The sequence below is a fragment of the Bacteroides sp. 4_1_36 genome (assembly GCF_003466325.1).
GTDB classification, from domain to species: domain Bacteria; phylum Bacteroidota; class Bacteroidia; order Bacteroidales; family Bacteroidaceae; genus Bacteroides; species Bacteroides uniformis.
The window spans coordinates 117,592-136,482 of record NZ_QSOX01000010.1 but is presented as its reverse complement, the minus strand read 5'-3'; the positions used below and the strand labels follow the sequence as shown (position 1 = coordinate 136,482).

The following is an 18,891-nucleotide window of genomic DNA, read 5'->3' as shown; positions in this document are numbered from 1 at the left end:
AAAGCTATCAATTCGATAGCCATTAAATATAAGTATATGAAAGATATATTACAAGAGAGATTTTTCCAATTATTATTGGAATGCTCGCAGCGTAAAGTTTCTGTAACAGAATTTACAGAAGCTATTGAGGAATTGGCTACACATTTAGCTGATTTCAGTTGCAACGAACAGGATTATAGCGTTTTACTTCGTTATTTCTCCTTTGGTTTGCATCGACTTAAATCGTATCGTGTGCGGTTTGAGCAAGAAAAAAATGCCCTACTTGCATTTAATTGATGAAGCAATAGGATTACTAAATAATGAAATGCGTATTATCAAACTGCGCATAAAATATCCGGAACAGTTCCAGCAACATGCAAATAAGCTCTTTATTTCCCCTCTCCATTTAGCTGACAAAACAAGCCTTATCAATATCATGGAAATAGTCAGCGGCTTATTCCTTTCAAAACGTGTAATATATCAGAATGGAAAACCTATTCACTTGACGGACTTAGGCAAAACCTTTGAATGGCTTTTCAATATCAAGTTAGGTGATTATCACCAAAAGTACATGGATGTCATCAAGCGAAAGCCAGCCAAACTAACGGAGTTTCTTAATGAACTGGCAAACCATATTCACAAAGAACACGAAAATAAAGGGTATAGATAATCAAGCATTTAGCATCAATTTATACGGGGTAGCGTATGCTACCCTGTAATTTGTTTGCTTCCCTTTGCCGAACTTTGCTTCATCAATCGATTGGTAATCATATAAGTATAACCTGAAAAATGAAGCAAATATGTATGTAGATAATTATGAGTTTAAAGACTGGATGCAAAAACTACTTGATAAACTGGAAGAAGTAGGAAAAGATGTAAAGAGCTTGCAGACCAATCCCGAAGTAATGCCGGGTGACAAGCTATTGGATAATCAGGATTTATGCCTATTGTTCAAAGTGAGTACCCGAACATTACAGCGATTGCGAAGCAAGAAACTACTGCCCTTTATGATGATTAGCGGAAAAGCCTATTATCGGGCTTCCGATGTGCGTGAGTTCATAAAGGAAAGGTTTGATGTTGGTACGCTCCGCAAGTTTGAAAAACAACACGGAACGAACAACTAAGAAAGAAACTATCCCGAAGTTGTACACGTGGCAACTCCGGGATTTTTCTTTTTTGGCAAGTTACTTCTATTCATCTGCCGATATTATTCCCTCTCTTTGGTAGGACTGTTCAAACCGCCTGCTTAACATTACTATCATTTCATTGGTCTTTATCAGTTCCAACGTGCATTGTTCCAGTTTATAAAGTAAAGCAAGTGCTTTCTTTTCTGAAAAATTGGAATGAAGTTCTTTCACTACCTGATTATAATTTTGTCCTATACTCCTGAATTGTGAGTAGAACTTTGTTAGCTGAATGTAATAATCAACCTTACTTTTATCCCTGACTATTACTTTAAACGACTTACCGAAAATACAATTCTTAATGAAATGCGCTTTAACCGTATAACCTGACCTGTCAAAGAATGACAGGAATTTGGCGTTTTCCACATCGTCCAAATTGAACGAATAACGATGTGTTCGTGGGTCAAGTTTCGGCTTGCGCCCACCTTTGTTAAATGACTTCTTTTTCTGTTCCATAATTATAATTTTTCACAAGGTTTACGACTTCGGAGTAAACCTAACCACCCGATAAGGTGGCAAGGTTTTGAGGTGCAAAAAACGAAGTGCGGACCTCAAAACACAACTTGCTGTTATCATGTGATAACAAAAATCTTCCCTACGGTCAGATTGCCAAAGCAAGCGGTTCGGCTTCTTCCTATGTCTGTTTATCGGTTACAAAATTACAGACAGCCTTTTATCCCTGAAATATAGCATATAACGCCAAATTGCGATACAAATGGACAAAGCAGCCCCATTTTGAAAAGCGTCTGTTTTTACCCTTTTCTTTGCTGAAAATTGATTGAATGAAAGCAATACGTAAGACTGCCAAACAATATTTAGAAATGACTTTAAATCGTATTTGAAAGCTATTTAAAGATAAAGCAATGCAGCTATAAAACTGGTTAACTTTCTTTCAATCAGTATCATAAATCAGTCAACCTATTTATAAACCATTAAAAATTAAAAGCATGAAAGAAGTAAAGCAATCATTCCAACAGGAAAAGGAAAACTACAAAGCAGTATTTTTCCAAAAACGGACAGTCTGCAATCGTCAAAGCGTGTACATAAGTGGAGAGATACAGAAACGTATCATGCAGATTGTAGGCGTGATTACAGGCAAACAGATAAGTATCGGCAATTTTATTGATAATGTACTGGAACAGCATCTAAATACGCACAATGATGTTCTTTCGGTTCTCTATCGGGAAGAAATGCAAAAAGGGATATTAAACCAGTCAAAAGAGAAAGACGTATGAATATCGTAACTATTGAGGAACAGACCTTTAAACAGGTGTGTGGGCGGTTCTCCGGCTTTGTCAGTCAGGTGGAACGGATTTGTAAAGAGAATACCCACCAGCCAGATAAATGGTTGTCAGGTCGTGAAGTGTGTGCCCTGCTCGGTATCAGCATCCGAAGTTTACAGAACTATCGGGATAGTGGCAAACTAGACTACTCTCAAATCGGTAATAAACTGTACTATAAATCTGCCGATATTGAAAGACTGATTGCAGAATGTACGGAAAACAAGAAAGCGAATTATAAATCAAACAATAAATAACTATTGCCCTATGGAAAAGAAAGAAGAAAATAATATGGGAGTAAACCAGTCATTCAAATTGTCTGCTATTGTCGGAATATGGGAAAGTTTAAATCTTCATCCTACGGTAATGATATACCAAAGCAAGAAAATACATTTCCTTTCGATGCTCCATGTATCAGATAACGGACAGGCAAAACCAGCCATTTACGAGATACAGAAAGAAGATAACCGTTACTTTGTCGTTGAAGCCTTTAAACGGCTTTATATAAGTTATGATGCGGTAAAAGATAGTATTTCCATATCCTATTATGGCGAGTATCTGCGTAACTGACAGGTGTATGTATGTCAATCATTCAAACTAATTATAAATCAATTGAACGGTATAACAATATGGAACTTATAAACGGCAATAGTGAGATAATTAAGGATTTCTTTCAGTCTATGGAAAGAATGTTAGACGGTATCAGCCGACTGGCAAAGGGAAATAAACCTACTTTAAACGGTGAACGGTTCTTAGGTAATAACGAAGTAGCCAAGTTATTAAATGTAAGCATCCGCACGTTACAAGACTGGCGGGATAATAGCATTATTCCTTATATTCAGATAAAAGGAAAAATCATCTATCGCCAAAGTGATATTGACAGGCTCTTGCAGTCCTCTTACAATGAGAAACGGCAGGAATAACCTGCCGTTAAAATTCAGAATTTCTTTCGATCTGTAATAACTCCCGTCGCTCCACAGCTAACAGCAATAGGTCTCCCTAATCTGATAGCATTCCTATTGATCATTTCTATTTTTTTGTCTCTCTTTTTTTAAACAGTTTTCGTTCCAATAACTTCCCCATTGTCGGTTAACAAATAATTAAATTTCCATTTTCCTTTATTTGATAAGACAAATTGTACTTTTGCAATATTTATGTGTTTACTCAAGTCTGTTATCTTTTTTCCCACTTTTGATAATTGGTGAGAACTTAGAGCATTTAGCACAAGATCTTTATCTCTGGTTCTAGCTATTAACTCAATATGAGGCGTGCCTGGATAATCAAATATAATATTAGCAGGTCTTGTTGAAGGAATACATCTAAATAAAAACTCTCTCAATGCACTATTTATCATATTCATAACACGTTTGCTTTCTTTGAGTGCATAATCAGCAGTACTATCAGCTAATTTTTCTCCTAATTTGCGAGCAACGGGTTTTAGGAAATGACATAATAAATATGATTGAGCCAACTGAAATACTATTTCAGGATCAGGCAAAAGAGCTTTTCTTACATGTTCTTCAAATCTTATATTTTCATTGTTTTCAATGCTATTAATACAATTATTATAATCATCTATGGATTTGAAATTATGTACATCGATTGAAATTGAAATTCCATCACAAGATTCTTTTTCAACTTCTACAAATTGAAAACTATCTAAAAATGATTCTTTTAATAAAGTTTTATCCCAATCAACTGGTTCTATATTCTCAAATTCGCAAAGATCCGCTTCAACCAAGTAATCATCCCCATCTTTTCTTAAAACAGCGTTCTCTAACCTACCTTTAGGTGGTAAGTCTCTTCTATGATCAGTCCCTAATCTAATTCTTTGCTGAGAATCATTTATTAGATGAACCATTTGCTCTAAAACTTCAATTGATATTTGATCACCATGATTATCAATATGATTTGTCGAAACTATTGCTCTATTTTTTCTAATATTATCCATTTTTGCCTTTTTATCTAATATGATACACAAAGATAGATATTAATTTGATTTCTTGGATTATAAATTCATTTCTATATTGACCATATCACACACCCTGATTAACTTTTGAAAACACACTTTTTTCGAAACTGACTAAGAACATTAACTTTATTAGTGTAGTAGTCCGTCTGTTCAAGCCTTTGGAAGAAAATACAACCCGGAGCGCAGCGCAGGTGTGGAGATTTTCTTTCAAACCCGTAGGGCTTGGGCTTGAACGGACGGAATACGGAGCTTACCTTTGTTAATGTTTTATTCAGCTTTGGAAAATTACATTCTCACCCTTTTAGGAAATTTCTTTCTACATTCACCATATCACGCATAATGGAGCTATCCAAAACCTTTGCATAGTGCTGTGTCATTCTTATATTGGAATGTCCCAAAATCTTAGACACATTTTCCATTGACACATCATTAGCGAGAAAAACAACTGTAGCCGCAGTATGTCTTGCAACATGAGTAGTTAGGCGTTTGGTAATGCTGCACAAATCGGCGATTTCCTTTAGATAGGCATTCATGCGCTGATTACTAATTACAGGCAAAAGCACACCTTTCTTTATGCACTCTACATTATCTTCATATTTCCTTAATATCCTTTGAGGAATAGATAAAACAGGAATATTGCACATTTGATTAGTTTTCTGTCTTGCCTTGCGTATCCATAAAGCACCGTTATTGTCTTTTATCAAGTGCTCACGGCTTAACTGCTGCACATCGACAAAAGCAAGTGCGGTAAAACAGCAAAAGACAAAAATATCCCTTACCTGCTCTAAACGTTTGATAGTAAATTCTTTGTTCATCAAAACATCCAATTCTTCACGTGAAAGGAACTCTACATTAACTTCTTCCTGCTTGAAGTGGATGCCGTAAAACGGGTTTTTCTTTATCCAGTCGTTAGCCAAAGCAATACGAACAACTTTTTTCAAGTTCTTCAAATGTTTCAATGCAGAGTTGTTTTGGCAATGCTTCTCTGTTTTCAACCAAAAATCAAAATCACGAATAAATTGCCCATCCAGTTCTGCCAGCATTATATCATCACGGTGGTAGCAACTACGGATATATTCTTTCAAGCGGTTTATTGAAGTATCAAACTTGGTAACGGTGCTTTCCGTATATTCTTTGCCAATCAGGGCACGACATTTTTCGTTATGCTCTGCATACACTTCCAGCAAGGTGCGCTGTACCTTGTCCCGTCCGTAGAAACAATCCTTTATAATATCGGCTGTTATCGGTTTGTTGTCTATCTCCAATTCACGGTGTATCTGCAATACTTTGGCACGAACCGTATTGATATAGTGGTTCAGTTCGATGGCTACCCGGTCTTTTCCTTTGGAACATTCCTTTTTCTGATTCCATAAATCTACGGGAATGCTCCGTTTAATCATAACTTCGGCTACTCGCTTGTTTACGGTGATGCGCATACAAATAGGAGCTTCACCGTTTTTCAGAAGTTTCGCTTTCTTGATGATGAACAATACGCTTAGTGTGTTTCTTTTCACTGCTCCCATAATTCTTTGATTTTTAAGTGGTACAAAATTAGTTTGCTACACTCAAAAACCAGCTACGCAAAAAGCTGACAATCAAAGACAAAAGCGTCAATTCGTGGGAGCAAAAACAGCTTTCAAAAAGTCCCACGAATAAGCCACGTGAGAACTGCCTGAAACTGCTATTTTTTGCCGAAGTAGAGAAAAAGAAAAAGCTCTGAAATCCTTGAATTTCAGAGCTTTGCTTTAATTCGCTATTTGCTTTCGCGGTGCGTACGGGACTCGAACCCGTGACCCCATGCGTGACAGGCATGTATTCTAACCAACTGAACTAACGCACCATTATTTCATTCTTTCGTTGCTATCTCTCTTGATTGCGGTTGCAAAGGTAGGCATTTCTTTGATATCTGCAATAGCTATGGCGAACTTTTTTCCAAGCGTTTTGTGCTGTATTTGCTTTATATCCTCATATTGAGAAGATTGGAAAAATAAGAGAAAAGTAAATTTAACAACTGTTTAGAAATACGTTTATGCACTGTTTTATTCTTGATATGAAAACCTTTCCTGGAGAAAACGAAACATTTCGGAGCTTGTTTTAAACTTCTTGCTCGAAAAGTTCGTTGTTTTGCAATAAATCGTTATTTTTGCGGACTCAAAACGAGAATGTTGTAATTTGAAAAATGATAAAAAACATTTTAGGATGATGAAAACAGCCAAACTGTTGCTGCACTGCCCTGACAAACCAGGCATATTGGCAGAAGTAACAGACTTTATAACGGTGAATAAAGGTAATATTATCTATCTGGATCAGTATGTAGACCATGTAGAGAATATCTTTTTTATGCGTATTGAATGGGAATTGAAAGATTTTCTGGTGCCTCAGGAAAAGATTGAGGATTATTTTGCCACTTTGTATGCACAGAAATATGAGATGAATTTCCGTCTCTATTTCTCCGATACAAAACCGCGTATGGCTATCTTTGTTTCAAAGATGTCCCATTGCTTGTTCGACTTGTTGGCGCGTTACACCGCTGGTGAGTGGAATGTGGAGATACCTCTTATTATAAGCAATCATCCCGATTTGCAGCACGTGGCCGAGCGTTTCGGTATTCCTTTCCATCTTTTCCCCATTACCAAAGAGACAAAGGAGGAACAAGAGAAGAAGGAAATGGAGTTACTGGCAAAGCATAAGATAACTTTCATTGTGCTGGCGCGCTACATGCAGGTCATTTCCGAGCAAATGATAAACGCTTATCCCAATAGGATAATCAATATCCATCACTCTTTCCTTCCGGCATTTGTGGGAGCGAAGCCCTATCATGCTGCGTTTGAACGTGGAGTGAAGATTATTGGAGCTACCAGCCACTATGTTACCACAGAATTGGATGCCGGTCCCATCATAGAGCAGGATGTGGTGCGTATTACACACAAGGACACTGTGCAGGATTTGGTGAACAAGGGTAAGGACTTGGAAAAGATTGTGCTTTCTCGTGCTGTTCAGAAGCATATTGAACGCAAGGTGTTGGCATATAAGAACAAAACGGTAATATTTAATTAGTTGATAGTTGATAATTGATAGTTGATGGTGGGGAACTTGTCATTACCTTTCAATTATTACCTTTCAATGGTCAATTCTCAATTAAAAAAATGAAAGTTGCAGTTGTCAAATATAATGCAGGCAATATCCGTTCGGTGGATTATGCTTTGAAGCGTCTGGGAGTAGAGGCAGTGATTACGGCGGATGAGGCTGTGCTACGTGCTGCCGATAAGGTTATCTTTCCCGGTGTGGGAGAGGCGGAAACCACTATGGACTTTTTGCGTGCCGGTGGTATGGATAGGCTGATAAAGGAGTTACGCCAGCCGGTATTGGGCATTTGCCTGGGCATGCAGTTGATGTGCCGCCACTCTGAAGAGGGGGATGTGGATTGCCTGGGTATTTTTGATACTGATGTGAAACGTTTCATTTCGCAGAGGCACGAGGATAAAGTACCTCATATGGGATGGAATACCATTGCCCGGACGAATAGCGGACTTTTTAAAGGCTTTACTAAAGAAGAGTTTGTTTATTTCGTACATAGTTTCTATGTGCCAGTCAATGATTGTACGGCAGCCGTGACGGATTACATTCATCCGTTCAGTGCCGCTTTGCATAAAGGCAATTACTACGCCACACAGTTCCATCCGGAAAAGAGTGGAAGTGTGGGAGAGCGTATTTTGCGGAATTTCCTGGAACTGTAAATCGTCAAATCGTAAATAAAATGATAGAACTGATTCCCGCTATTGACATTATTGACGGAAAATGTGTACGCCTTTCCCAAGGCGATTATGACAGCAAGAAGGTGTACAACGAAAATCCCGTGGAAGTGGCCCTGGAGCTGGAGGCTCATGGTATCCGCAGACTTCATGTGGTCGATTTGGACGGTGCGGCTTCCCATCATGTGGTAAACTACCGTACGTTGGAACAGATAGCTGTGCGTACGTCTCTTATTATTGATTTTGGAGGTGGGGTGAAGAGTGATGAAGATTTGGTGATAGCTTTTGAGAACGGTGCGCAGATGGTGACCGGTGGCAGCATTGCTGTGAAGAATCCCGAATTGTTCTGCAAATGGCTTCAAATGTATGGTTCCGAGAAAATTATTCTTGGCGCTGATGTGAAAGAGCATAAAATAGCCGTCAATGGTTGGAAGGATGAGAGTGGCTGCGAACTGTTTCCGTTCTTGAAAGACTATGTAGAGAAGGGGGTCCGTAAGGTTATCTGTACTGATATCAGTTGTGACGGAATGCTGCAAGGACCATCGATAGCGTTGTATAAGGAGATACTGGAGCACCATCCTGAACTCTATCTGATAGCAAGTGGAGGCGTAAGCTGTGCCGATGATATACGCCATTTGGAAGTTGTCGGCATACCTGCCGTTATTTTCGGTAAGGCTCTGTACGAAGGCCGCATCACCTTCAAAGAACTGGAAAATTTTGTTAGTTGAAAGGTGAAAATTAATCACTTATAACTCATAACTTATAACTCAAACCGCCGTGTTAGCAAAAAGAATCATTTCTTGCCTCGACATTAAAGATGGGCAGACAGTGAAAGGTACCAATTTCGTGAACCTCCGCCAGGCCGGCGACCCGGTAGAACTGGCGCGTGCTTATAGTGAGCAGGGTGCCGACGAACTGGTTTTTCTCGACATCACAGCCAGTTTTGAAGGCCGTAAGACTTTCACTGAATTGGTGAAACGCATAGCTGCGAATATCAGCATTCCTTTTACTGTAGGTGGAGGCATTCATGAACTGGGTGACGTGGATAGGCTACTGAATGCAGGTGCCGATAAAATCTCCATCAATTCCTCAGCTATCCGCCGTCCCGGATTGATAGACGAGATTGCGAAGAACTTCGGTTCTCAGGTTTGTGTACTGGCAGTTGATGCCAAACAGACAGAGAAGGGATGGCGATGCTACTTGAACGGTGGTCGTGTGGAAACGGATAAGGAACTGTTTGCGTGGACAAAAGAAGCCCAGGAACGTGGTGCGGGCGAGATATTGTTCACCAGCATGAATCACGACGGTGTCAAGACCGGTTATGCCAATGAAGCGCTTTCCAGCCTTGCCGACGGATTGTCCATCCCCATCATTGCATCGGGAGGGGCAGGTGCCAAAGAACATTTTCGTGACGTCTTTTTGCAGGGAAAAGCAGATGCTGCCCTGGCAGCCAGTGTTTTTCATTTCGGAGAAATCAAAATTCCCGAATTAAAATCGTATCTTTGTGCCCAAGGAATTGCGATGAGAAGATGAAGGTGAGTTTACGATTGGACGATTTACGATTTACGATTGGGATTACTCAAGCAAATCATAAGTCTCCAGTCACTTAAAGTAATATCAATCGTAAATAGTAAATAGCTAAATCGTAAATAGAATGGATTTTGACAAGATGAACGGACTCGTTCCGGCGATTATACAAGATGCAGATACCGCTAAGGTGCTGATGCTTGGCTTCATGAACAAGGAGGCTTATGACAAGACGGTGGAAACTGGAAAGGTGACTTTCTTCAGCCGTACCAAGAACCGTCTTTGGACGAAAGGCGAGGAGAGTGGCAACTTCCTGAATGTGGTTTCCATAAAGGAAGACTGTGACCGGGATACGTTACTGGTGCAGGTACATCCCGTAGGCCCGGTTTGCCATACCGGTACAGATACTTGCTGGGGTGAGAAGAACGAACAGCCGGTTATGTTTCTAAAGCTTCTTCAGGATTTCATCTGTAAGCGTTATGATGAAATGCCCGAAGGTTCCTATACGACCAGTCTTTTCCAGTCCGGTATCAACAAAATGGCACAGAAGGTAGGCGAAGAGGCTGTGGAAACCGTCATTGAGGCTTGCAACGGTACGGACGAACGCCTGATTTATGAAGGAGCTGATTTGTTGTATCACCTCATCGTGCTGCTCACATCCAAAGGATACCGCATTGAAGACCTTGCGCGTGAATTGGAGGAACGTCACAGTGCGACGTGGAAGAAACATTAAGTAATTAAAAATTAATAATTAAAATGGGGGTGGGCGAGGCGCTGATAAGATATACGGACGTAGAGATACACCAGCAGGAGTTGTGCGTACTGAACGATGTGAATTTGGAACTTCACAAAGGGGAGTTCGTGTACCTGGTAGGTAAAGTGGGCTCCGGCAAGACGAGCCTGCTCAAGACTTTCTATGGCGAACTGGATATTGCATCGGGCGAGGCTGAAGTATTGGGGTATGACATGCTCCATATTAAGCGTAAGCACATCCCGCAGTTGCGCCGTAAGCTGGGAATCGTATTCCAGGACTTCCAGTTGCTGACAGACCGTACGGTGTACGATAACCTTGAATTTGTTCTCCGTGCTACCGGTTGGAAGAGCAAAGGGGAGATTAAGGACAAAATAGAAGAGGTGTTGAACCTGGTGGGGATGAGCAACAAAGGATATAAGCTGCCTAATGAACTGTCGGGTGGTGAGCAACAGCGCATTGTGATTGCGCGTGCAGTGCTCAACTCTCCGGAGATAATCCTTGCGGATGAGCCTACCGGAAACCTGGATTCGGAAACCGGACATGCCATTGCAGAACTTCTGCACGGCATCAGTGAAGCCGGCGCACTGGTGGTGATGACCACGCACAACCTGCAGCTGCTGCGAGAGTTTCCCGGCAAGGTGTACCGGTGCGCAGACCATCTGATGACTGATGTTACAGCAGAATACGCCCCTGCAATAACCAATGATTAGTAGTTAAGTAGTTATCTCTAACTACTGATTCTTATAAAGAACAGAAATTAACGATAAAGCTCCGCAGCTGCCTACTTGTAGCTCGTAGCTTGTAACTATAAACTAATTAATACAGGAACGAAAATGAAAGTTTTAAAGTTTGGAGGTACTTCAGTAGGTTCGGCTCAGCGAATGAAGGAAGTGGCCAAATTGATTACCGATGGTGAACGTAAGATTGTGGTTCTCTCTGCCATGTCGGGTACCACAAACACATTGGTTGAGATTTCGGACTATCTGTACAAGAAGAATCCGGAAGGTGCCAACGAGATTATCAACAAGCTGGAAAGTAAATATCGCCAGCACATTGATGAACTCTTTGCTACTCCGGAGTATAAACAGAAAGGCCTGGAACTCATCAAATCACATTTTGACTATATCCGTTCTTATACCAAAGACCTCTTCACTCTGTTTGAGGAGAAAGTGGTGTTGGCTCAGGGCGAGTTGATTTCCACCGCCATGATGAACTACTATCTGCAGGAATGCGGCGTGAAGTCTGTGTTGCTTCCGGCTTTAGAATACATGCGTACGGACAAGAATGCCGAGCCCGATCCGGTCTATATCAAGGACAAGCTCCAGGTTCAGCTGGAACTGCATCCGGATGCTGAGATTTATATCACTCAGGGGTACATCTGCCGCAACGCCTACGGCGAGATAGACAATCTGCAGCGTGGCGGAAGCGACTATACGGCTTCGCTGATTGGTGCTGCCATCAACGCTTCCGAAATCCAGATTTGGACGGATATCGACGGCATGCACAACAACGACCCCCGTATTGTGGACAAGACTGCGCCGGTGCGTCATCTGCATTTCGAAGAGGCCGCCGAGCTGGCATACTTCGGTGCCAAGATTCTGCACCCTACCTGCATCCAGCCTGCCAAGTATGCCAATATCCCCGTCCGTCTGCTCAATACGATGGACCCCACTGCTCCGGGTACGCTGATTTCCAATGATACGGAGAAGGGTAAGATTAAGGCGGTGGCTGCCAAGGACAACATTACGGCCATCAAGATAAAATCCAGCCGCATGTTGCTTGCTCACGGATTCTTGCGTAAGGTTTTCGAGATATTCGAGAGCTACCAAACTTCCATCGATATGATTTGTACTTCAGAAGTGGGTGTGTCCGTATCTATCGATAATGTGAAGCATCTCAATGAAATTCTGGATGACTTGAAGAAGTATGGCACAGTGACGGTGGACAAGGACATGTGCATCATCTGCGTGGTGGGCGACCTCGAATGGGAAAACGTCGGTTTCGAAGCCAAGGCATTGGATGCCATGCGCGACATACCGGTACGTATGATTTCTTTCGGTGGTAGCAACTATAATATTTCTTTCCTCATCCGCGAGTGCGACAAGAAGGCAGCGTTGCAGTCACTCAGTGATGCGCTGTTCAATGAGGAATAACTCTTGATATTTTTCAGACGCAGATTACACAGATGACGCAGATTCTTTTTGCTTCCTATTTGTGTAATCTGCGTCATCTGCGTCTGAAAAATTATTTGTAGACACCTCTTTCATCTTCCTTTTTTTAAACTAAACAAAGATTACGATTATTATATGAAAGGAACATTCCCTATCCATAAATTCCGCGAATTGCGTACTCCCTTCTATTACTACGACACAAAGGTCTTGCGCGACACACTTTCGTGCATCCGTACGGAAGCTGCCCGATATGGCAACTATTCGGTGCATTATGCTGTGAAGGCCAATGCCAATCCCAAGGTGCTTGCCATTATCCGCGAGAACGGCTTGGGTGCCGACTGTGTAAGTGGCGGTGAAATCCGTGCAGCCATCAAGGCAGGTTTTCCCACTGGCAAGATTGTTTTTGCAGGGGTGGGCAAGGCTGATTGGGAAATCAATCTGGGGCTGGATTATGACATTTTCTGCTTTAATGTGGAGTCTGTCCCCGAGCTGGAGATTATCAACGAGCTGGCTGCCGCTAAAGGTAAGGTGGCCAATGTGGCTTTCCGTATCAATCCCAATGTAGGTGCCCATACCCATGCCAATATTACCACTGGGCTGGCCGAAAACAAGTTTGGTATCAGCATGCAGGATATGGACCATGTGATAGACATTGCGCAGAATATGAAGAACCTGAGATTCATCGGACTGCATTTCCACATCGGTTCCCAAATATTGGATATGGGCGATTTCGTGGCTTTGTGTAACCGCGTCAACGAATTGCAGGATAAGCTGGAAGCTCGCCATATCCGCATCGAGCACGTCAATGTGGGGGGCGGACTCGGCATTGACTACGGTCACCCCAACCGTCAGCCGATACCCGACTTCAAAAGCTACTTCGAGACTTACAACAGCCATCTGAAACTCCGTCCCCACCAGACGCTCCACTTCGAGCTGGGACGTGCGGTAGTGGGACAATGCGGTTCATTGATTTCGCAGGTGCTTTATGTGAAGCAGGGCACCAACAAGCAGTTTGCCATTCTGGATGCCGGCATGACGGATTTGATTCGTCCGGCACTCTACCAAGCGTTCCATAAGATAGAGAATATCACTTCGGATGCGCCGGTTCAGGCTTATGATGTCGTAGGGCCCATCTGCGAGTCTTCTGATGTATTCGGTAAGGCTATTGATTTGAATGGGGTGAAGCGTGGCGACCTTATCGCCCTCCGTTCGGCAGGGGCTTATGGCGAAATTATGGCTTCGGGCTATAACTGCCGTGAGCTGCCTCAAGGATATACGTCGGACGAGCTGGTATAGAGAGGCTGGAGATGCGTTGCATGAATGGCGAAGCATTTATTATACCAAGGCTTCTGTTTTTATATAAAAAATGTTATTGCGTGAACAACTTTTAAGGTTTCTTGTTACTTTTGTAATGATTTCAATTTAAATAAATACGATTATGATTACAGAAAAATTACAGAATGCAATTAATGAGCAGATTACGGCTGAGATGTGGTCTTCCAACCTTTATCTGGCAATGTCTTTCTATATGGAGAAAGAAGGTTATAACGGCATGGCTTCCTGGTTGAAGAAGCAGGCTTCTGAAGAAAAAGCTCATGCTTGTGAAATGGCTTCTTATATCATCAAGCGTGGCGGTAAGGCCAAACTGGACAAGATTGATGTTGTTCCCAATGACTTCGGTACTCCACTGGAAGTGTTCGAGCAGGTAGCCCAGCACGAACGCCGTGTTTCCAAAATGATTGATGAATTGGTAGATGTTGCCTCTGCCGAAAAAGATAAGGCTACACAAGACTTCCTTTGGGGATTCGTGCGCGAGCAGGTAGAAGAAGAAGCTACTGCCGACGGCATTGTAGATATGATAAAGAAAGCCGGTGATGCCGGAATCTTCTTCGTTGACTCAAAACTGGGAGAACGTAGATAAGAGAGAAACTAAAAAAAATCCCGCGGCTAATTTTAGTCGCGGGATTTTTTTTAGTTATGAGTTATAAGTTGTGAGTTATTTGTTGATGAAGGGCTTATATCCGCAAGGGAAAGCACAAGCAAATAACTTATAACTCATCACTCATTTCAGCACTCCCAGCTCTTTCCCCACCTTAATAAATGCAGCGATACATTTGTCCAGATGCTCCTTTTCGTGTCCGGCAGAGATTTGTACGCGGATGCGTGCCTGGTCTTTGGGCACTACGGGGTAGTAGAAGCCGGTGACGTAGATGCCTTCTTCCTGCATGCGGGTGGCATAAATCTGGGAGAGTTTGGCATCATACAGCATGACGGCGCAGATGGCGCTTTGTGTCGGCTTGATGTCGAAACCGGCGGCGGTCATCTTGTCGCGGAAGTAGTTCACGTTTTCCAGCAGTTTGTCATGCAGGGCATTGCTCTCTTTGAGCATCTTGAATACCTCGAGGCTGGCGCCGATGATGCCCGGAGCCAATGAGTTGGAGAAGAGGTACGGACGGCTGCGTTGGCGCAGCAGGTCGATGATTTCCTTGCGTCCGGTAGTGAATCCTCCCAAAGCGCCGCCAAAGGCTTTGCCCAAGGTTCCGGTATAGATGTCCACGCGTCCGTAGGTGCCGTATTGTTCGCTTACGCCGTGTCCCGTAGGGCCTACCACGCCGGCGGAGTGTGATTCGTCCACCATGACCAGCGCGTCGTATTTCTCGGCAAGGTCGCAAATCCGGTCCATCGGGGCAACGTTGCCGTCCATGGAAAATACCCCGTCTGTAACCACGATACGGAAACGCTGTGCCTGGGCTTCCTGCAGGCATCTTTCCAGGTCGGCCATGTCGGCATTGGCGTAGCGATAGCGTTTGGCTTTGCAGAGGCGTACGCCGTCAATGATGGAAGCATGGTTCAGGGAGTCCGAGATGATGGCGTCTTCCTCGGTGAAGAGGGGCTCGAACACACCGCCATTGGCGTCGAAACAAGCGGCGTAGAGAATGGTGTCTTCAGTCTTGAAGTAGTCGGAGATGGCTGCTTCCAGCTCCTTGTGGATGTCCTGTGTTCCGCAGATGAAGCGTACGGACGACATGCCGTATCCGCGGCGTTCCATAATCTGCTGGGCGGCGGCAATCAGCCGCGGGTGGTTGGACAGTCCCAGGTAATTGTTGGCACAGAAGTTCAGCACCTCTTTGCCTTTTACGCTGATGGCAGCTTGTTGTGCACTCTCAATCAGTCGCTCTTCCTTGTAGAGTCCGGCTTCTTTTATTTCAGCAAGTGTCTTGCTGAGATGGTCTTTCATTTTACCGTACATAGCATTTTATTTTTTAGGTAATACGTTGTCATTACATTTCCCACAAAGAACATCATTTTTCTTGGAATAAACAATATCAATATGGCAGAAATATGAAAAAAAAGTATGTATATTTGCACCATATATAATAACGAAACCTTATAAATAACTCGTATGAAGAATATTTTGGTAATTGGAGCTACCGGACAGATTGGGTCGGAACTCACGCTGGAGTTGCGCAAACGTTATGGCGATGACCATGTTGTGGCAGGATACATTCCGAGTGCTATGCCCAAGGGAGAATTGAAAGCATCCGGCCCTTCGGCCATTGCCGACGTGACAGACCGTCAGTCCATCGAGGTGGTGGCACGTCAGTTCAAGATTGATACTATCTACAACCTGGCTGCCTTGCTCTCGGTAGTTGCCGAAAGCCGTCCGGCCATGGCTTGGAAAATCGGTATCGACGGGTTGTGGAATGTACTGGAAGTGGCACGTGAGTACAATTGTGCCGTGTTTACTCCGAGTTCCATCGGTTCGTTCGGCGAAGCTACGCCTCATGTGAAGACACCGCAGGACACTATCCAGCGTCCGCGTACCATGTATGGGGTGACAAAAGTGACGACTGAATTGTTGAGTGACTATTACTATACAAAATATGGTGTGGATACACGCTCGGTACGTTTTCCGGGAATCATTTCGAACGTGACCCCTCCGGGTGGCGGCACTACGGACTATGCGGTGGATATTTTCTACTCTGCCGTGAAGGGAGAAAAATTCGTATGTCCGGTGAAGGCCGGCACGTATATGGATATGATGTATATGCCCGACGCACTGAACGCGGCCATCTCGCTGATGGAAGCGGCACCGGCAAGGCTGAAGCACCGCAACGCTTTCAACATCGCCTCCATGAGTTTTGACCCGGAACAGATTTATCAGGAAATTAAGAAGCATATGCCTGATTTTGAGATGGCATACGAGATTGATCCGCTGAAGCAGGCCATTGCCGACAGCTGGCCCGACTCTCTGGATGACTCTTGTGCACGCGAGGAATGGGACTGGATGCCGCAGTACGACCTGGAGTCCATGACCGTAGACATGCTTGAGAAATTAAGAGCTAAATTAAACAAGTGACCGTAAGCGGTCCGTAAAGAATGAAAAAACTTTTATTGGGATTTTTGTTGTTCACCTTTTTGATTTCGTGCGGAAACAAAAAGGCGAAAATGGATCCCTTTGCTACCATTACGGAAATGGTGGATTCGGCCGGTCACAAGGCCGATACGCTGCTGGAAGCAGAAGTGAAGGAAGAACCGAAGCCGATGGAGGCAGACGAGCTGTTTGATGATTTTATCTTCAATTATGCTTCGGATGATGCCCTGCAAAGGCAGAGGACGGTATTTCCTTTGCCCTATTACAATCGTGACACGCCGTCAAAGATAGAGGAAGAGTTTTGGAAGCATGATTATCTGTTTACCAAGCAGAACTATTACACCTTGCTTTTTGATAAGGAAGAGGATATGGACATGGTGGGCGATACTACGCTGACATCGGTGCAAGTGGAGTGGATTTTCTTGAAAACGCGTATGGTGAAGCGTTATTATTTTGAGCGGAAGCGGGGAATGTGGATGCTCGAGGCCATTAACCTGCGCGAGATGGAGAAAGGTGAAAATGAGGACTTCGTGGAATTCTATACCCGTTTTGTGACGGACAGTGTCTATCAGAGCAAGCATATCAGGCATCCGCTACAATTCATCACCATAGACCCTGATGACGAGTTTTCTATTCTGGAAACTACTTTGGATGTGGACCAGTGGTATGCCTTTCGTCCGGTAATGCCTACCGACAGATTGTCTAATATCAATTACGGACAGAAGAATGAGGACTTGTCGGATACCAAAATACTGAAGGTAAATGGCATAGGCAACGGATACTCCAATATCTTCTATTTCCGCAAACGCAGTAAGGGATGGGAGCTGTACAAATATGAAGACACGAGCATTTAAAATAAAGGAGGAAAGGTTTGAGGAAGATACCCAATACATTTGGAATTGACGTTACTGCTGCAAGATTTCTGGAATACGGTTCGGAGGATGAACTGCGGGAGCTGATTGCAGCAGGACAGGTCGTTGCGCCCTGGCTGCATATCGGTGGAGGGAGCAACCTGCTCTTTATTAAGGATTATGAAGGCACGGTGCTGCATTCACGTATCGGTGGCCTGGAGGTGACGTCAGAGGATGAGGAGCACGTGTCGGTGCGTGTGGGCGCCGGTGTGGTATGGGACGATTTTGTGGCCTACTGTGTGGAGCGGCATTGGTATGGTGCCGAGAACCTTTCGCTGATACCGGGTGAGGTGGGGGCGAGCGCAGTACAGAATATCGGTGCCTATGGTGTGGAAGTAAAGGACCTGATAACATCCGTGGAAACCATAAACATGGCAAGGGAGAAGCGTATCTACGGGGTGGACGAATGCGGCTACTCCTACAGAAAGAGCTTGTTTAAGCAACCGGAGATGAAGACCGTGTTTGTGACTTACGTGAACTTCTGCCTGGGTAAACGGGAACATTATACATTGGATTACGGTACTATCCGGCAGGAGCTGGAGAAATATCCGGTGCTGAATCTGGAAATTTTGCGCCGCGTGATTATAGACATCCGTCAAAGCAAGTTGCCCGACCCGAAGGTGCTGGGCAATGCGGGTAGTTTTTTTATGAACCCCATCGTGCCGCGTCGGCAGTTCGAGTCTTTGCAACGGGAATATCCGGACATGCCCCACTATGATGTGGATGCCGGTCGGGTAAAGATACCGGCTGCCTGGATGATAGACCGGTGTGGCTGGAAAGGCAAGGCGCTGGGGCCTGCTGCGGTGCACGGCCGGCAGGCGTTGGTACTGGTGAACTCGGGTGGTGCCACGGGAGCGGATATTGTCGCTCTTTCGGATGCCGTGCGGGCTTCTGTCCGCGAGAAATTCGGCATTGACATTCACCCGGAAGTTTGTTTGATAAAATAGTAAGAGAGTTTTGACGCACCCAAACATCGTTGTATATAA

At 43.7% G+C, this 18,891-nt stretch carries 23 protein-coding genes and 1 tRNA gene; 19 read left to right on the top strand and 5 right to left on the bottom strand.

Annotated elements, in window-relative coordinates:
• Nucleotides 1-36: 36 nt before the first annotated feature.
• The 3 genes from DXD65_RS11555 (at nt 37) to DXD65_RS11545 (ending at nt 1,103) form a co-directional block, all read left to right on the top strand.
• Nucleotides 37-276, top strand: coding sequence for a hypothetical protein (locus DXD65_RS11555; protein ID WP_044154245.1), 240 nt, complete (start codon nt 37-39; stop codon nt 274-276).
• Nucleotides 230-649: an RteC domain-containing protein gene (locus DXD65_RS11550; RefSeq protein ID WP_165859442.1), complete on the top strand. Its 420-nt coding sequence runs from the start codon at nt 230-232 to the stop codon at nt 647-649. Before DXD65_RS11555 ends, DXD65_RS11550 begins: the two co-directional genes overlap by 47 nt.
• Nucleotides 650-779: 130 nt before the next feature.
• A complete protein-coding gene (locus tag DXD65_RS11545) occupies nt 780-1,103 on the top strand; it encodes a helix-turn-helix domain-containing protein (RefSeq protein ID WP_117720054.1) in 324 nt (107 codons plus the stop codon).
• 66 nt (nt 1,104-1,169) lie between these two features.
• Here the strand turns inward: DXD65_RS11545 and mobA are convergent, their stop codons facing one another.
• A complete protein-coding gene (mobA, locus tag DXD65_RS11540) occupies nt 1,170-1,619 on the bottom strand; it encodes a conjugal transfer protein MobA (protein ID WP_117720055.1) in 450 nt (149 codons plus the stop codon).
• A 491-nt stretch (nt 1,620-2,110) separates the two neighbouring features.
• On the opposite strand from mobA, the gene DXD65_RS11530 reads away from it, so the two are divergent.
• The 4 genes from DXD65_RS11530 to DXD65_RS11515 are packed head-to-tail and all read left to right on the top strand — an operon-like array spanning nt 2,111 to nt 3,366.
• Nucleotides 2,111-2,398, top strand: a complete 288-nt coding sequence (locus tag DXD65_RS11530; protein WP_117720057.1) for a DUF3408 domain-containing protein — start codon at nt 2,111-2,113, stop codon at nt 2,396-2,398.
• Nucleotides 2,395-2,700, top strand: coding sequence for a helix-turn-helix domain-containing protein (locus tag DXD65_RS11525; protein ID WP_117720058.1), 306 nt, complete (start codon nt 2,395-2,397; stop codon nt 2,698-2,700). Before DXD65_RS11530 ends, DXD65_RS11525 begins: the two co-directional genes overlap by 4 nt.
• Before the next feature lie 10 nt (nt 2,701-2,710).
• Nucleotides 2,711-3,013 (top strand): DUF3876 domain-containing protein, encoded by a 303-nt coding sequence (locus DXD65_RS11520; RefSeq protein ID WP_165859441.1) that lies wholly within the window; start codon nt 2,711-2,713, stop codon nt 3,011-3,013.
• A gap of 59 nt (nt 3,014-3,072) precedes the next feature.
• Entirely contained in the window at nt 3,073-3,366 is a 294-nt protein-coding gene (locus DXD65_RS11515; protein ID WP_011202714.1) for a helix-turn-helix domain-containing protein, read from the top strand.
• Nucleotides 3,367-3,494: 128 nt separating this feature from the next.
• Here the strand turns inward: DXD65_RS11515 and DXD65_RS11510 are convergent, their stop codons facing one another.
• The 3 genes from DXD65_RS11510 to DXD65_RS11500 form a co-directional block, all read right to left on the bottom strand.
• Nucleotides 3,495-4,394 carry a hypothetical protein gene (locus DXD65_RS11510; protein WP_165859440.1) on the bottom strand — a complete coding sequence of 300 codons (900 nt, stop codon included), beginning with the start codon at nt 4,392-4,394 and terminating at the stop codon, nt 3,495-3,497.
• A gap of 314 nt (nt 4,395-4,708) precedes the next feature.
• Entirely contained in the window at nt 4,709-5,938 is a 1,230-nt protein-coding gene (locus DXD65_RS11505; protein ID WP_117720060.1) for a site-specific integrase, read from the bottom strand.
• Nucleotides 5,939-6,181: 243 nt separating this feature from the next.
• Nucleotides 6,182-6,255, bottom strand: a tRNA-Asp gene (locus tag DXD65_RS11500).
• A gap of 359 nt (nt 6,256-6,614) precedes the next feature.
• Here DXD65_RS11500 and purU point away from each other — a divergent pair.
• From purU to DXD65_RS11455, 9 genes are all read left to right on the top strand, one after another.
• The gene (gene purU, locus DXD65_RS11495) at nt 6,615-7,472 is read left to right on the top strand and encodes a formyltetrahydrofolate deformylase (RefSeq protein WP_005831431.1); all 858 of its coding nucleotides are present in this window, start codon (nt 6,615-6,617) and stop codon (nt 7,470-7,472) included.
• 89 nt (nt 7,473-7,561) lie between these two features.
• Complete coding sequence (gene hisH, locus DXD65_RS11490) at nt 7,562-8,152, top strand: imidazole glycerol phosphate synthase subunit HisH (RefSeq protein ID WP_008664882.1); 591 nt, start codon at nt 7,562-7,564, stop codon at nt 8,150-8,152.
• 20 nt (nt 8,153-8,172) lie between these two features.
• Nucleotides 8,173-8,895: a 1-(5-phosphoribosyl)-5-[(5-phosphoribosylamino)methylideneamino]imidazole-4-carboxamide isomerase gene (hisA, locus tag DXD65_RS11485; protein ID WP_005831427.1), complete on the top strand. Its 723-nt coding sequence runs from the start codon at nt 8,173-8,175 to the stop codon at nt 8,893-8,895.
• Between the two features lie 49 nt (nt 8,896-8,944).
• Nucleotides 8,945-9,700: an imidazole glycerol phosphate synthase subunit HisF gene (gene hisF, locus DXD65_RS11480; protein WP_005831425.1), complete on the top strand. Its 756-nt coding sequence runs from the start codon at nt 8,945-8,947 to the stop codon at nt 9,698-9,700.
• A 121-nt stretch (nt 9,701-9,821) separates the two neighbouring features.
• Nucleotides 9,822-10,427 (top strand): bifunctional phosphoribosyl-AMP cyclohydrolase/phosphoribosyl-ATP diphosphatase HisIE, encoded by a 606-nt coding sequence (gene hisIE, locus DXD65_RS11475; protein WP_005831422.1) that lies wholly within the window; start codon nt 9,822-9,824, stop codon nt 10,425-10,427.
• 23 nt (nt 10,428-10,450) lie between these two features.
• Entirely contained in the window at nt 10,451-11,158 is a 708-nt protein-coding gene (locus DXD65_RS11470; protein WP_005831420.1) for a cell division ATP-binding protein FtsE, read from the top strand.
• Between the two features lie 123 nt (nt 11,159-11,281).
• Nucleotides 11,282-12,601, top strand: coding sequence for an aspartate kinase (locus DXD65_RS11465; protein ID WP_005831418.1), 1,320 nt, complete (start codon nt 11,282-11,284; stop codon nt 12,599-12,601).
• Nucleotides 12,602-12,754: 153 nt separating this feature from the next.
• Nucleotides 12,755-13,915 carry a diaminopimelate decarboxylase gene (lysA, locus tag DXD65_RS11460; RefSeq protein WP_005831416.1) on the top strand — a complete coding sequence of 387 codons (1,161 nt, stop codon included), beginning with the start codon at nt 12,755-12,757 and terminating at the stop codon, nt 13,913-13,915.
• Nucleotides 13,916-14,057: 142 nt separating this feature from the next.
• Nucleotides 14,058-14,540, top strand: a complete 483-nt coding sequence (locus DXD65_RS11455) for a ferritin (RefSeq protein WP_005831414.1) — start codon at nt 14,058-14,060, stop codon at nt 14,538-14,540.
• A gap of 141 nt (nt 14,541-14,681) precedes the next feature.
• Here DXD65_RS11455 and kbl read toward each other — a convergent pair whose 3' ends face one another.
• Entirely contained in the window at nt 14,682-15,869 is a 1,188-nt protein-coding gene (gene kbl, locus DXD65_RS11450) for a glycine C-acetyltransferase (protein ID WP_005831412.1), read from the bottom strand.
• A 153-nt stretch (nt 15,870-16,022) separates the two neighbouring features.
• On the opposite strand from kbl, the gene DXD65_RS11445 reads away from it, so the two are divergent.
• Genes DXD65_RS11445 through murB form a run of 3 tightly spaced genes read left to right on the top strand, consistent with a single transcriptional unit; the run spans nt 16,023 to nt 18,852 of the window.
• Entirely contained in the window at nt 16,023-16,979 is a 957-nt protein-coding gene (locus tag DXD65_RS11445; RefSeq protein WP_005831407.1) for an NAD-dependent epimerase/dehydratase family protein, read from the top strand.
• Nucleotides 16,980-16,999: 20 nt separating this feature from the next.
• Nucleotides 17,000-17,848, top strand: a complete 849-nt coding sequence (locus DXD65_RS11440) for a DUF4348 domain-containing protein (protein WP_005831399.1) — start codon at nt 17,000-17,002, stop codon at nt 17,846-17,848.
• 17 nt (nt 17,849-17,865) lie between these two features.
• Entirely contained in the window at nt 17,866-18,852 is a 987-nt protein-coding gene (murB, locus tag DXD65_RS11435) for a UDP-N-acetylmuramate dehydrogenase (RefSeq protein WP_016274343.1), read from the top strand.
• The last annotated feature ends 39 nt before the right edge of the window (nt 18,853-18,891 follow it).